At 68.5% G+C, this 13,345-nt stretch carries 14 protein-coding genes; 1 reads left to right on the forward strand and 13 read right to left on the reverse strand.

Features of this window, described 5'->3' with window-relative positions:
- Positions 1-3: 3 nt before the first annotated feature.
- The 9 genes from DIS04_RS09110 to trmJ form a co-directional block, all read right to left on the reverse strand.
- Positions 4-999, reverse strand: a complete 996-nt coding sequence (locus DIS04_RS09110) for a RodZ domain-containing protein (RefSeq protein ID WP_111413449.1) — start codon at positions 997-999, stop codon at positions 4-6.
- Positions 1,000-1,030: 31 nt separating this feature from the next.
- Positions 1,031-1,756: a type IV pilus biogenesis/stability protein PilW gene (gene pilW / locus DIS04_RS09115; protein WP_111413450.1), complete on the reverse strand. Its 726-nt coding sequence runs from the start codon at positions 1,754-1,756 to the stop codon at positions 1,031-1,033.
- A 133-nt stretch (positions 1,757-1,889) separates the two neighbouring features.
- The gene (rlmN, locus tag DIS04_RS09120) at positions 1,890-3,014 is read right to left on the reverse strand and encodes a dual-specificity RNA methyltransferase RlmN (RefSeq protein WP_111413710.1); all 1,125 of its coding nucleotides are present in this window, start codon (positions 3,012-3,014) and stop codon (positions 1,890-1,892) included.
- Between the two features lie 76 nt (positions 3,015-3,090).
- The gene (gene ndk / locus DIS04_RS09125; protein ID WP_111413451.1) at positions 3,091-3,516 is read right to left on the reverse strand and encodes a nucleoside-diphosphate kinase; all 426 of its coding nucleotides are present in this window, start codon (positions 3,514-3,516) and stop codon (positions 3,091-3,093) included.
- Positions 3,517-3,730: 214 nt separating this feature from the next.
- The gene (locus DIS04_RS09130; protein ID WP_111413452.1) at positions 3,731-4,057 is read right to left on the reverse strand and encodes a HesB/IscA family protein; all 327 of its coding nucleotides are present in this window, start codon (positions 4,055-4,057) and stop codon (positions 3,731-3,733) included.
- Between the two features lie 36 nt (positions 4,058-4,093).
- Positions 4,094-5,242 (reverse strand): aminotransferase class V-fold PLP-dependent enzyme, encoded by a 1,149-nt coding sequence (locus tag DIS04_RS09135; protein ID WP_111413453.1) that lies wholly within the window; start codon positions 5,240-5,242, stop codon positions 4,094-4,096.
- A 40-nt stretch (positions 5,243-5,282) separates the two neighbouring features.
- The gene (gene iscR, locus DIS04_RS09140; RefSeq protein WP_111413454.1) at positions 5,283-5,753 is read right to left on the reverse strand and encodes a Fe-S cluster assembly transcriptional regulator IscR; all 471 of its coding nucleotides are present in this window, start codon (positions 5,751-5,753) and stop codon (positions 5,283-5,285) included.
- 130 nt (positions 5,754-5,883) lie between these two features.
- A complete protein-coding gene (gene cysE, locus DIS04_RS09145; RefSeq protein ID WP_111413455.1) occupies positions 5,884-6,750 on the reverse strand; it encodes a serine O-acetyltransferase in 867 nt (288 codons plus the stop codon).
- Positions 6,751-6,839: 89 nt separating this feature from the next.
- Positions 6,840-7,679 (reverse strand): tRNA (cytosine(32)/uridine(32)-2'-O)-methyltransferase TrmJ, encoded by an 840-nt coding sequence (gene trmJ / locus DIS04_RS09150; protein WP_111413456.1) that lies wholly within the window; start codon positions 7,677-7,679, stop codon positions 6,840-6,842.
- 201 nt (positions 7,680-7,880) lie between these two features.
- Between trmJ and DIS04_RS09155 the strand changes: the two genes are divergently transcribed.
- Positions 7,881-8,675 carry an inositol monophosphatase family protein gene (locus tag DIS04_RS09155; RefSeq protein WP_111413457.1) on the forward strand — a complete coding sequence of 265 codons (795 nt, stop codon included), beginning with the start codon at positions 7,881-7,883 and terminating at the stop codon, positions 8,673-8,675.
- A 121-nt stretch (positions 8,676-8,796) separates the two neighbouring features.
- Here DIS04_RS09155 and secF read toward each other — a convergent pair whose 3' ends face one another.
- The 4 genes from secF to tgt form a co-directional block, all read right to left on the reverse strand.
- Positions 8,797-9,723, reverse strand: coding sequence for a protein translocase subunit SecF (gene secF, locus DIS04_RS09160; protein WP_111413458.1), 927 nt, complete (start codon positions 9,721-9,723; stop codon positions 8,797-8,799).
- Between the two features lie 22 nt (positions 9,724-9,745).
- Entirely contained in the window at positions 9,746-11,596 is a 1,851-nt protein-coding gene (gene secD, locus DIS04_RS09165; RefSeq protein WP_111413459.1) for a protein translocase subunit SecD, read from the reverse strand.
- A 148-nt stretch (positions 11,597-11,744) separates the two neighbouring features.
- Positions 11,745-12,074 carry a preprotein translocase subunit YajC gene (yajC, locus tag DIS04_RS09170; protein WP_111413460.1) on the reverse strand — a complete coding sequence of 110 codons (330 nt, stop codon included), beginning with the start codon at positions 12,072-12,074 and terminating at the stop codon, positions 11,745-11,747.
- Positions 12,075-12,166: 92 nt separating this feature from the next.
- Complete coding sequence (gene tgt, locus DIS04_RS09175) at positions 12,167-13,285, reverse strand: tRNA guanosine(34) transglycosylase Tgt (RefSeq protein ID WP_218938156.1); 1,119 nt, start codon at positions 13,283-13,285, stop codon at positions 12,167-12,169.
- Between the last annotated feature and the right edge of the window lie 60 nt (positions 13,286-13,345).

Consider the following 13,345-nt stretch of genomic DNA (forward strand, 5'->3'; position numbering starts at 1 on the left):
GCATCACTCTCCCAGGGTGAAGCGGGCGACGTTGTTAGCCCCGGCGCGTGCGGACAGATCGACGCGCTCGCCTGCCCAGTTCAGCTCGACGGCGGAGGCGTTGCCGATGGTCAGGCGAAAGGGGGGCTCCCCTTCGACGGTGGCCGTGGTGCCGGGTTCCTGAAGGCCGACGAAAACTCGCCGATTGTTGGCGTCGAAGATCTCGGTCCAGGACTGCTCGTTGAAGGTCAGTTCCATCACGGTGCGGTCGGCGGCCTCGGGTACCTCGGCAGCCGCCGGCTCCTCCTCGGCGACGATGTCCTGTGCCTCGGCGCCGGCTTCGTCCTCCTCGGTGGTGGTCTCGCCCTCGGCGGCGGGCTCGCCCTCGCCGGCCTGGGAGAGCAGCGCCTGGGCGCCGGTGGGGTCGACCTCGCTGGTGGAAGGCGGCGAGGCTTCGTCGTCGAGCGGGTCGACCCCCTCCTCGGGCATGGGCGGCAGGGCCTCATCGACCTCGGATTGCGGCTCCTCCTCGATGGTGGTGTTGCCATCCAGCGTCTCGACCGAGACCGGGCCGCTGGCGTCGACCTCGGGGGGCTCGTTGCCGTCGCGGCTCTGCCACCACACCAGCGTCAGGCCGATCAGCCCGGCGATGACCAGCAGGGTTACCAGCTTGAACAGCCAGGCGCCGATGCGCGAGGGCGGCTTGGTGACCTGCACCGGGGTCACCCGCTGTTCGCTCTCCTGGCTGCCGAAGCGCTCCGCATAGGCTTGCAGCACGGGGCGGTCGTCCATGCCCAGCAGGCGGGCATAGGCGCGCAGGTAGCCGCGGCGATAGGCGGCGACCGGCACCTGCTCGTAGCTGTCCTCCTCCATGCCGGTGACGACGGCGGGGCGGAGGTTCAATGCCGTGGCGACTTCCTCGCGAGTCAGCCCCTGCGTTTCACGCTCTCGGCGCAGCATCTCCCCGGGGGAGGCCGAGGACGTGACGCCGACGGCATCGATATCTTGGTTGTCGCTCATGGCTGAGCATCCTTCGTCTAGAGTCGTTGGTCTAAGGTGCGTCACGCTGGGTATCGGCGCCGGGGGTGACGGTCGTGTTCGATGCGCTGTCCGCGATGCGCTGGGCCAGCGCTCGAGCGTCCGGCGTCATGCCGGCGAGCCCGACGAAGAGTTCCAGCTGCTGCTGGGCGCGCTCCGGGTTGCCCTGCTCCAGCTCCAGCGCGGCGAGGGTGAAGTAGCTCCTCGGATTGCGCGGATCGAGGCTGCGGGCCCGCTCCAGGCTGTGTCTCGCCTCTCCGATCTCGCCCAGTTCCCAGCGGCACTGGCCCAGGTTGGCGAACAGCTGGGCGCGGTTGGCGTAGCGGGTGTCCCGCGAGGCCTGCTCGAGCTGCTCGCAGGCGCGTCCCACCTGGCCGTGTTCGTAGAGAAACGCGGCATAGTTGTTGCGCGCGCGGCTGTTGCCGGGGTCCGCGGCGATGGCGCGCTGGAACATCTCGTCGGCCTGCTCCCGCTCGCCCTGGCGCTGGTAGACGACGGCCATCGCCTGCAGCGCCTCGGGATCGTCGGGAGAGCGCTCCAGCGCGCGGTTGAGCGCCGCCATGGCGCGCGGCAGGTTGCCGCGCTCCAGGTACGCCATGCCCAGCTCGGTCAGGGCATCGGCCGGGTCCGCGTCGCCTTGCTGCTCGGCCTGGCTGGCGCAGCCGGAGAGCCACAACGAGGCGACCACCATCGCTACCAGCGGCATGCGTCGGCTTGGCAGATAGGGAGTGCGCGTCATGGCATCCTCATGGTCGGCCCCTGTCGGGCTGTCGATGTCTCGCATGACCGGTGCCGTATGGCACTGGCCAGGGACGAAAAAAGCCTGTCCATCAAAGCGCCGTGACGGGTTGAAGTCAAGGCGGCACCCCGCTTCAGTCGGCGTCGATCTGGATCGAGCGGATATAGCGCTCGTGGCGGCGCGTGCGGTCCTTCACGCGCCCCACCAGCTGGCCGCAGGCGGCATCGATGTCGTCGCCGCGGGTGCTGCGGATCGGCGCCGTGTAGCCCAGTTCGTAGAGCCACTGCTGGAAGCGCATCACCTGGTTGCGCGACGGCTTCTCGTAGCCGGAGTGGGGGAATGGGTTGAACGGGATCAGGTTGATCTTGCACGGCAGCTCGCGCAGCAGCTCGGCCAGCTGCGTGGCGTGCTCCTGCTGGTCGTTGACGTCCTTGATCACCGTGTACTCGATGGTGACCATGCGCGTGTCGTCGCACTTGGCCAGGTAGCGCTGGCAGGCGTCGAGCAACGTGCGGATGTTGTACTTGCGGTTGAGCGGCACCAGCTCGCTGCGCAGCTCGTCGGTGGCGGCGTGCAGCGAGATGGCCAGGCTCACGTCGAGCTCGTCGCCGAGCCGGTCGAGCATCGGCACCACGCCCGAGGTCGATAGCGTCACGCGGCGCTTGGACAGCCCGTAGCCGTTGTCGTCGAGCATCAGCTTCATCGCCGGCACGACGTTGTCGTAGTTCATCAGCGGCTCGCCCATGCCCATCATCACCACGTTGGTCACCGGGCGGTTGGCGGTGTCCTTGCGTGGGCCCACGCTGCGCTGGGCGACCCATACCTGGCCGATGATCTCGGCGGCGGTGAGGTTGCGCTGGAAACCCTGCTTGCCGGTGGAGCAGAAGCTGCAGTCGAGCGAGCAGCCCACCTGGGACGACACGCACAGGGTGCGGCGCTTGCCGTTGTCGGCGGGGATCAGCACCGTCTCCACGTAGCTGCCATCCTCCACTTCCAGCACCCACTTGCGCGTGCCGTCGCTGGAGGTCCCTTCGTAGACCACCCCGGGGCCCCGGATCTCGGCCACCTCGGCGAGCCGCTGGCGCAGCGCCTTGGAGAGGTTGGTCATGGCCTCGAAGTCGTCGCAGCCGTCGTGATGAATCCATTTCATCACCTGGGCGGCACGGAACTTCTTCTCGCCGATGGAGAGGAAGAAGGCTTCCATCTCCTCGCGAGTCATGCCGAGCAGATTGGTACGTTGGGCGGTGGTGGCGGTCATGGCATCACGCAGGTCGGGGAGGGACGAGGGCGGGGGCAGGAGCGCCCCCGCGAAGTGCACGCTTGGCCGAGGTGGCTCAGCGCGGGCAGATCTCGTCCGCGTTGAAGAAATAGGCCACTTCGCGCTCGGCCGAGGCCGGCGAGTCGGAGCCGTGCACGGCGTTGGCGTCGATGGTCTCGGCGAAGTCGGCGCGGATGGTGCCCGGCGCGGCTTCCTTGGGGTTGGTGGCGCCCATCAGGTCGCGGTTCTTGGCGATGGCGTCGTCGCCTTCCAGCACCTGCACCACCACCGGGCCAGAGGTCATGAAGCCCACCAGGTCCTTGAAGAAGGGACGCTCCCTGTGTTCGGCATAGAAGCCGCCGGCCTGCTCCTCGGAGAGGTGCAGCATCTTGGCGGCGACGACCTTGAGACCGGCCTTCTCGAAGCGCGAGATGATCTCGCCGATGGCATTCTTGGCGACGGCGTCGGGCTTGATGATGGAAAGGGTGCGTTCGGTTGCCATGGGGCCTGTCTCCATTGAGGTACGTATGAGGATAGCGCCACGCAATACCTGCCCGGGTGGGGAGGGTACGACGCGGCGCTACGGATCTAGAGGCGCTCGCCCCGCATGCCGAGGGTGCGGCACGCGGCGAATCAGCGCGTGAAAACTGTGGGCGCAGAGTATACCGCTGCCGGCGGGCGTTGAACAATCGTCGCCGAGGCGGTGGGGGGCGGCATCAGACGGTGAAGCTCTCGCCGCACCCACACTGGTCCTTGACGTTGGGGTTGTTGAAGCGGAAGAACCGGTTGAGCCCCTCCGAGACGTAATCGACCTCGCTGCCGTCGAGCATCTCCAGGGCCTCGGGGGCGACGAAGACGGTGACGCCGTGCTCCTCGAACACCGCGTCGTCATTGGCGGCCTCGTCGGCGAAGTCGAGAACGTAGCTGTAGCCGGAGCAGCCGCTGGGCTTGACCGAGACCCGCAGGCCCAGGCCGTGGCCGCGCTCCTCGAGCACCCGCTGGATCTGCTCGGCGGCGTTCGTGGTAATCGACAGATGCGCCATGGTCATTCTCCTGCAGCGAAAGTGGGTAGGCGACGACTAGCGTCGCAGGCCTGGAAGGGCATGGCGCAGGGCCTCGAGCGTCGCGTCGATGTCGGCCTCGGTGGTGAAGCGGCCGAAGCTGAAGCGCAGCGAGGCCAGGGCCAGCGCGCGCGGCACGCCGATACCCTTCAATACATAGGATGGCTCGACGCTGGCGGAGTTGCATGCCGAGCCGGTCGACAGGGCGATGCTGCGCAGCGCCATCAGCAGCGATTCGCCGTCCACGCCCTCGAAGGCCAGGTTGAGGATGTTGGGAACCGCCACCTCGATCGCGGTGTTGCGATGAATGCCGTCCAGCTCCGACAGCCCGTCGAGCAGGCGGTTCCGCAGCGCCAGGATGCGCGCCTGGTCGGCCTCGCCCTCGGCCGCGGCCAGGGCGAAGGCCTCGCCCATGCCGACGATCTGGTGCGTGGCCAGGGTGCCGGAGCGCATGCCGCGCTCGTGGCCGCCGCCGTGGATCAGGGGTTCGAGGCGGATGTCGGGGCTGCGCCGCACGAAGAGCGCGCCGATGCCCTTGGGGCCGTAGGCCTTGTGGCCCGAGAGCGACATCAGGTCGACGCCGAGGCGGCCCACGTCGAGGTCGATGCGGCCCACGCCCTGGGCCGCGTCGACATGCAGCGCGGCGCCACCGGCATGGGCCACCTCGGCCAGCGCCGCCAGGTCGTGGATGCAACCCAGCTCGTTGTTGACCGCCATCAGCGACACCAGCACGGTGTCGGAGCGCAGCGCGTCGCGCAACTGCTCGGGGGTGACCCGGCCATCGGCGCCCGGGGTCAGCCAGGTCACCTCGAAGCCTTCCTGCTCCAGCGCGGTGGCGGTGTCCACCACCGCCTTGTGCTCGATGATCGAGGTGACGAGATGCCGGCCGCGTTCGCGGTTGGCGCGCATGAAGCCGATCAGCGCCAGGTTGTCGGCCTCGGTGGCGCCGCTGGTCCAGACGATCTCGCGCGGATCGGCCGCGATCAGGTCGGCGACCTGGCGGCGCGCGCTCTCCACCGCCTGCTCCGCCTGCCAGCCGAGCATGTGGCTGCGCGAGGCGGGATTGGCATAGACACCATCCAGGGTGAGGTGGCGCTGCATCACCTCGGCGACCCGGGGGTCGACCGGAGTGGTGGCGGCGTAGTCGAGATAGACGAGGGCGCTCATGGTCTCGCGGAAACCTCCAGTCTGTGCCTCGGCCGGGCGATCACGGCGAGGAGGTCAGGATGGTATTGTCGTCGTGGCGGCTGCGCTGGCGCGAGGCGATGCGGCGCACGTCGCCGTGCTCGACCAACTGGCCGAGCGTGATGCCGTCGAGGAAACCGCGAATCTGCTCGGAGAGGTCGCACCACAGATGGTGGGTCAGGCAGGTGTCGCCCTGCTGACAGTCCGACTGCCCCTGGCAGCGGGTGGCGTCGACCGATTCGTCGACGGCATCGATGACCCGCGACACCGAGATCTCGCTGGCCGGCAACGCCAGCAGGTAGCCGCCGCCCGGGCCGCGCACGCTGTTGACCAGCCCGGAGCGCCGCAGGCGGGCAAACAGCTGCTCCAGGTAGGGCAGGGAGATCTCCTGGCGGCGCGAGATGTCGGCCAGGCAGATGGGTCCCTTGTCCGCGTTCAGGGCCAGGTCGAGCATGGCGGTGACGGCATAGCGTCCCTTGGTAGTCAAACGCATGGCGGGCTCTTCAGGCGCATCGGGAAGCCTACCCCGGGCCCGTGGTCGGGGCCGCGAGGTCAGCGAGCGCTCGCCGCAGGCGGCGAGCCGTGGATCGATTCGCCATTATGGTAAAGCCTGAGTGTTGAGGTCAACCATTCCCCCGCGGGGTATCCGGCCCGCCTTGATCTCGGTCATGTTCGCCGGCGGAGCCGGCGGTGGGGCCGCAGCAGGCGTCGACGTCGGAGAGGATGTCGGCGAAGTCCTCGTCGCGCAGCGCCGGCAGCTTGCCCTCGCGGTAGCTGGCGTCGAGCTTGCGCAGGGTGGAGCACATGCGCTCGATGCGCTCGTCCACGGCGTGCATGTGGTCGAGCATGGCCTGGATCGAACGCGCCACCGGGTCGGGCATGTCCTCGCTCACGCCGTAGGCGTCGAAGCCGAACTTGCGCCGCATCGCCTCGCGGCGCTCGGGGTCGATCTCCAGCGCCTCGTCGGTGTCCGGCTCGGCGCGCTTGACGATCTTGCCGGGGATGCCGACCACCGTGGCGCCGGCGGGCACCTCCTTGGTCACCACCGCGTTGGAGCCGACCTTGGCCCCGGCGCCGACGGTGAAGGGGCCGAGGATCTTGGCCCCGGCGCCGACGATGACGCCGTCGCCCAGGGTCGGGTGGCGCTTGCCCTTGTGCCAGCTGGTGCCACCCAGCGTCACGCCCTGGTAGAGGGTGACGTCGTCGCCGACTTCGGCGGTCTCGCCGATCACCACGCCCATGCCGTGGTCGATGAAGAAGCGGCGGCCGATCCTTGCCCCGGGGTGGATCTCGATGCCGGTGAGCCAGCGCGAGAAGGTCGACAGCGTGCGGGCCAGCCACTTGAGCCCCCTGCGCCACAGCCAGTGGGCGAGGCGATGGAGCAGCAGCGCGTGCAGCCCCGGGTAGTTGGTCAGCACTTCCAGAAAGTTGCGCGCCGCCGGGTCGCGGGCGAATACGCTATTGATGTCCTCGCGCAGTCGTTGAAACATGCAGCGGTCCTTGGTGGCGGTGAGGCGGCCGGGGCAGCGGGGAAGCGGGTTGTCACAGAGCCATCATATGGGGGCGCAACGGGTCGCGTTCAAGACGTTCGCCGCGAGCTGCCCAGGCGAGGGCGCTCGCTCGGACGAGACTGCGCGCCGGCGTCGTCGCCCTCGTCCAGGCTGCCTGATGGCCCCGGAACGCACTTCTCCGTGGCCGAGAGGATGCCGCGCAGGATGTTGAGCTCCATGCGCTCGGGGCGGGCGCGCAGGGTGAAGCGGCGCAGCCGGGCCATCAGCTGGCGCGGCGTCGCCGGGTCGTGGAAGCCGATCGCGACCAGGGTGCGTTCGAGATGGGCGAAATAGTGCTCCAGTTCCGCATGGCTGGCCAGCGGCTGCTGCGCCTCCTGCGCCTCCTCGTCCTGGGCTTCCGGCCGCCCGCCGGTGGCGAGCCAGGCCAGCCGGCACTCGTAGGCCAGGACCTGGACCGCGGCGGCCAGGTTGAGCGAGCTGAAGTCCGGGTTGGTGGGAATGTGCACGTGGGCGTGGCAGCGCTGCAGCTCGGCGTTGGAGAGCCCGCTGTCCTCGCGGCCGAACACCAGTGCCACCCGTGCCTCGGGCTCGGCGAGCTCACGCGGCAGGCGGTCGCCCAGCTCGCGCGGCGAGAGCATCGGCCACGGCAGGGTGCGCGAGCGAGCGCTGGCGCCCACCGCCAGGGTGCAGTCGGCGACGGCATCATCGAGAGTGTCGACGACGCGGGCGGCGTGCACGATGTGATCGGCCCCCGAGGCGCGCGAGATGCTCTCGCTGGTCAGCGGCTGGCAGCGCGGCGCGACCAGCACGAGGTCGGCGAGCCCCATGTTGTGCATGGCGCGCGCGGTGGCGCCGACGTTGCCGGGGTGGCTGGTGCCGATCAGCACGATGCGGAGTCGGTCGAGCATGCGGGACTGCCTCTGCCGTTGGGGGAATGCAGGAGTATCGTGAAGGGGCAAGTCTAGCATGCCGCTGCGCGGCAATGGCGCCGGTGCGGCGACTCTGCTAGGATGCGCGCCATGCGCACGGCCGCGTGCGCCACGTTCGAACCGGGCTTCGCGTTCGAACTCGCCCGTTCTTTAACATCACCGACGCTCCAAGGCCCGATCATGCATCCGATGGTCCAATTTGCCCTGCGCGCCACGCGCAGCGCCGCCGAACAGTTCCTGCGCATTCGTGAGCGCATCGAGAACGCTCACGAGGAACACAACCTCGAGCGCCTGCTCGAGGACACCGCCCGCAATGCCGAGACGCTGATCGTGCGTCAGCTCAACCGCGGCTACCCCCTGCACGGGGTCATGGGCCGCTTCACGCCCCACCGCGCCGGCGAAGGCGAGGGCCGGGACGTCGAATGGCGCATCGAGCCCTTCCATGGCTACTCGAGCCTCGGCGTGGCCGGCAGCGGCTTCGCCCTGTCGGTGGTATGCCTGGTGAAGGGTCGCCCGGAGCATGCGGTGGTGATCTGCCCCTTCAGCGACGACGAATACCTGACCAGCCGCGGCCGCGGTGCCCAGCACAACGGCAAGCGCATCCGTGTGCCCAAGGCCAGCGCCATCGTCGGCGCCCGCGTGGCGATGAGCCTGCCCGAAAGCTGGCAGCGCTCGCGCCATCTGCCCGCCTACCTGACCCTGATCCAGCAGCTCGGCCCCCAGGTCGAGACCCAACTGGCCACCGGCAGCGGCCTGCTCGACATGGCCGAGCTGGCGGCGGGGCGGGCCGACGCCGCCTTCGTGCTGGGGCTGGAGGAGCAGGACCGCCTGGTTGGCACGCTGCTGCTGAAGGAGGCCGGGGCCCTGATGGGCACGCCCGACGGCCAGCCCAGCGTGGAAGCGGAAGGCCAACTGATGGCCGCCGGCCCGCGCCTGTACAAGGCGCTGGTGCAGCAGCTCAAGCCGCACTTCTAGGCACCAGCCCGGGCCGAAACGATACCGCCCCCGCAGCTTGGCTGCGGGGGCGGTTTGCGTTACGGCTCCTGGACACCGCCGGCGCCCGAGCTACCGAGCGCAGCGAGCCATGGGGTCCTGCCTAGGGCAGCTGCTCCTCCTCCTCGTCGGCCTCCTTCTTCGGCGGTATCAGGTCCTTGCGCTCCAGGTGCACGGTCAGCAGCAGCGCCGCCGCCACGTAGATGGAGGAGAAGGTGCCCACCACGATGCCGAGGATCAGGGCGATCGAGAAGTAGTGGATCATGTCGCCGCCGAGCACTAGCAGCGCCAGCAGCACCAGCAGCGTGGTGCCGGAGGTCGCCAGCGTGCGCGACAGGGTGAGGTTGATCGCCTCGTTGAAGATCGCCGGCATGTCGTCGATGCGCGAGGTGCGGATCGTCTCGCGGATGCGGTCGTAGACGACGATGGTGTCGTTGAGCGAGTAGCCGATCACCGCCAGCAGCGCCGCCAGCACGGTGAGGTCGAACTCCATCTGGAACAGCGAGAAGACGCCGACCACGACGATCACGTCGTGGATCAGCGCCAGCAGCGCGCCGATGGCGAACTTGTACTGGAAGCGGAAGGCAACGTAGAGCATCACGATGCCCAGTGCCACCAGCAGCCCCAGGCCGCTCTGGTCGCGCAGCTGCTCGCCGACCTGGGCGCCGACGAACTCGGCGCGCACCAGCTCCACGGCGTCGCCTTCGGCGCGCAGCAGCTCGACCACGCGATCGCCCACCTCGGCATCGAAGGCCTGCTGCAGGCGGATCAGCACCTCGTTGGAGGCGCCGAAGGTCTGTACCGAGACATCGCGGAACTCGGCGGCCTCTAGGGTCTGGCGCACCGCGTCCAGCGACGGGGCGACGGCATAGCGAACCTCGACCAGGGTGCCGCCGGTGAAGTCCAGCCCCAGGTTGAGCTGCTGGAACAGCAGCGAGGCGATCGACACCAGGAGCATCAGGCCGGAGATCGCGAAGGCGATCCGCCGCTTGCCCATGAAGTCGAACTGTCGGTTGACGAGGGTCTTCATAACCACCTCAAGTTGGTGAGCCTTAGATCCAGAGCTTCTTGACCGGCTTGCCGCCGAAGGTGAGGTTCACCATCGCGCGGGTCACCATCAGGGCGGTGAACAGCGAGGTGAGGATCCCCAGCGACAGGGTCACGGCGAAGCCCTTGACCGGGCCGGTGCCGATCGAGAACAGGATGATCGCCACCAGCAGGGTGGTGATGTTGGCGTCCACGATCGAGCTGAAGGCGCGTTCGTAGCCGGCATGGATCGCCTGCTGCACCGAGAGCCCGCCGCGCAGCTCCTCGCGTATGCGCTCGAAGATCAGCACGTTGGCGTCCACCGCCATGCCCAGCGTCAGCACGATGCCGGCGATGCCGGGCAGCGTGAGGGTGGCGCCGAGCAGCGACATGGCGGCCACCAGCAGGGTCAGGTTCAAGGCCAGGGCGAGGTTGGCGAAGATGCCGAACACCTTGTAGCGGATCAGCATGAACAGCACCACCAGCAGCAGGCCGATCTGTACCGACATGAGGCCGCGCTCGATGTTCTCGGCGCCGAGGCTCGGGCCGATGGTGCGCTCCTGGACGAAGTAGATCGGGGCCGCCAGCGAGCCGGAGCGCAGCAGCAGGGCCAGGTCGGCCGCCTCGGTGGGCGAGTCGAGCCCGGTGATGCGGAAGCTGTTGCCCAGCGCGCTCTGGATGGTGGCCAGGCTGATCAGGCCGCGCTCGGTGTAGGGCTCGCGGACCGTGACCTCCTCGCCGTCCTCCATCACCGTGCGCTCGCGGGTCTTGTGCTCGATGAACAGCACCGCCATGTTGCGCCCGATGTTGGTGCGGGTGGCGCGGTTCATCAGCGTGCCGCCGGTCCCGTCGAGGTTGATGTTGACCTGGGGACGGCCGTTCTCGTCGAAGTTGCGGCTGGCACTGGAGACGCTGTCGCCGGTGATGATCACGTCGCGCATCAGGTCGGCGGTGCGATCGGGGTCGTTGCGGAAGGGGAAGGTCTCGGTCTCGGCGTCCGGGGTGTCCGGGCGCGCCTCGAGGCGAAACTCCAGGTTGGCGGTGGCGCCCACCACCCGCTTGGCGGCCACGGTGTCCTGCACGCCGGGCAGCTCGACGACGATACGATCCGGGCCCTGGCGCTGCACCAGCGGCTCCGCCACGCCCAGCTCGTCCACCCGGTTGCGCAGGGTGGTGAGGTTCTGGTTGATGGCGTAGTCCTCGATCTCGGCCACGGCCTGATCGGTGAGCGTCATCACCAGCAGCGAGGCGCGCCCGTCCTGCTCGCTGGCGTAGTCGAAATCGTTGAATTCACGGCTGATCAGCCGGCGCGCGTTGTCGCGATCCTCTTCGCTGGCGAAGGTGATGGTCAGGGTGCGGCCATCGACATCGGTGCCGCGGTAGCGGATGCGTTCGCTGCGCAGCTGCTCGCGCATGGCGCTGGCGTTGACCTCCAGGCGCTGGGTCAGCGCTGCCTCCATGTCGACCTCGAGCAGGAAGTGCACGCCGCCGCGCAGGTCCAGGCCCAGTGTCATGGGGGAGGCGGAGAGGCTCTGCAGCCAGGCGGGGGTCGATTCGGCGAGGTTGAGTGCGACGACGTAGTCGTCGCCGAGCTGCTCGGCGATCAGGTCGCGCGTGCGCAGCTGGTGGTCGGCGTCGTCCAGGCGAATCAGCACGCTGGCTTCCTCGCGCTCGATGGCCTTGATGTCGATGTCGGCATCGCGGAGGGACTGCTGGACGCGCTCGAGCTGAGCCTCATCGAGGGTGGAATCACCCTGGGCGCTGCTGATCTGAACCGCCGGGTCCTCGGGAAAGAGATTGGGCAGCGAGTAGAGCAGGCCGACGAGCAGCACGATGAGTATCAGCAGATACTTCCACAAGGGATAACGGTTGAGCATGGGAGCCCTGCCTAGGTTGCGTAAAGAAGGCTACGGGACGGCAGTGCGGCCGAGTGCCCGACCCGCGAGGGAGGGGCACCCGGCCGCCATGCGACCCCCGCCGTTACCCGGCTCGGGGAGCCGCCGGCAAGGGCGAGGAGCATCGACGTCAGATGGACTTGATGGTGCCCTTGGGCAGCACGTTGGCCACGGCATTCTTCTGTACGTTGACTTCGGTGTTCTCGGCGATTTCCAGGGTGAGGAACTCGTCGCCCACCTTGGTGATGCGACCCACCAGGCCGCCGCCGATCACCACCTCGTCGCCCTTGGACAGGCCGCCGACCAGCTCGCGGTGCTGCTTGGCACGCTTGGACTGCGGGCGCCACAGCAGGAAGTAGAAGATCAGCACGAAGCCGACCAGCATGACGATCTGGGCGATGCCGCCGCCCGCGGCACCGGCGTCCTGGGCCATGGCCGGGGAGATGAAGAAGTCCAGCATGAGAAGCGTATCTCCTGAGAAGGTAAGTTGGGTCGCGAATGAAAACACTGCTGACCGCCGCCGGCGTCTTGGCCGATGCCGACGGCCGGCTGTCAATCTGGTGCGTCAGGTACCGGCAGCCCCCGCTGCGCATAGTAGCCTGCCACGAAGTCAGCCAATGTACCCGCTTCGATGGCACCGCGCAAACCGGCCATCAGGCGCTGATAATACCGCAAGTTGTGGATCGTATTGAGCATCGAGCCGAGCATTTCGCCGCAGCGATCCAGGTGGTGCAGGTACCCCCGCGAGAAGTGCCGGCAGGTGTAGCAGTCGCACTCCTCTTCCAGCGGGCGGGTGTCGTGGCGATGCCTGGCGTTGCGGATCTTGATCGTGCCCGCGGCGGTGAACAGATGGCCGTTGCGCGCGTTGCGGGTGGGCATCACGCAGTCGAACATGTCGACCCCGCGGCGCACGCCCTCCACCAGGTCCTCGGGCTTGCCCACGCCCATCAGGTAGCGCGGGGTGTCCTCGGGCATCCACTGCGGCAGGTAGTCGAGCACGCGGATCATCTCCTCCTTGGGTTCGCCCACGGAGAGACCGCCGATGGCCAGGCCGTCGAAGCCGATCTCGAGCAGGCCGTCCAGCGAGCGGCGACGCAACTCGGGGTACATGCCGCCCTGGATGATGCCGAACAACGCCGAGGGCGAATCGCCATGGGCCTCGCGGGAACGCCGGGCCCAGCGCAGCGAGCGCTCCATGGAGAGCTCGGCCTCCTGCTCCGTGGCCGGGTAGGGCGTGCACTCGTCGAAGATCATCACCACGTCGGAGCCCAGCGAGCGTTGCACCGCCATCGACTCCTCGGGGCCCATGAACACCTTGGCGCCGTCCACCGGCGAGCGGAAGTGCACCCCCTGCTCGGTGATCTTGCGCATCTCGCCCAGCGAGAAGACCTGGAAGCCGCCGGAGTCGGTGAGGATGGGGCCCTGCCACTGGGAAAAGTCGTGCAGGTCGCCGTGGGCCTCGATCACCTCGGTGCCGGGGCGCAGCCACAGGTGGAAGGTGTTGCCGAGGATGATCTCGGCACCGATCTCCTGCACCGAGGCGGGCGTCATGCCCTTCACCGTGCCGTAGGTGCCCACCGGCATGAAGGCCGGGGTCTCCACCGTGCCGCGGGGGAAGGTGAGGCGCCCGCGCCGCGCCCGGCCGTCGCTGGCCAGCCGCTCGAAGGACATGAAGCATTGGTTACGCATGGATATCGATCTCGATCGTGGCGAGGCGCGCCGAGCCGAGCC

It is taken from the genome of Billgrantia lactosivorans (assembly GCF_003254665.1).
GTDB classification, from domain to species: domain Bacteria; phylum Pseudomonadota; class Gammaproteobacteria; order Pseudomonadales; family Halomonadaceae; genus Halomonas; species Halomonas lactosivorans.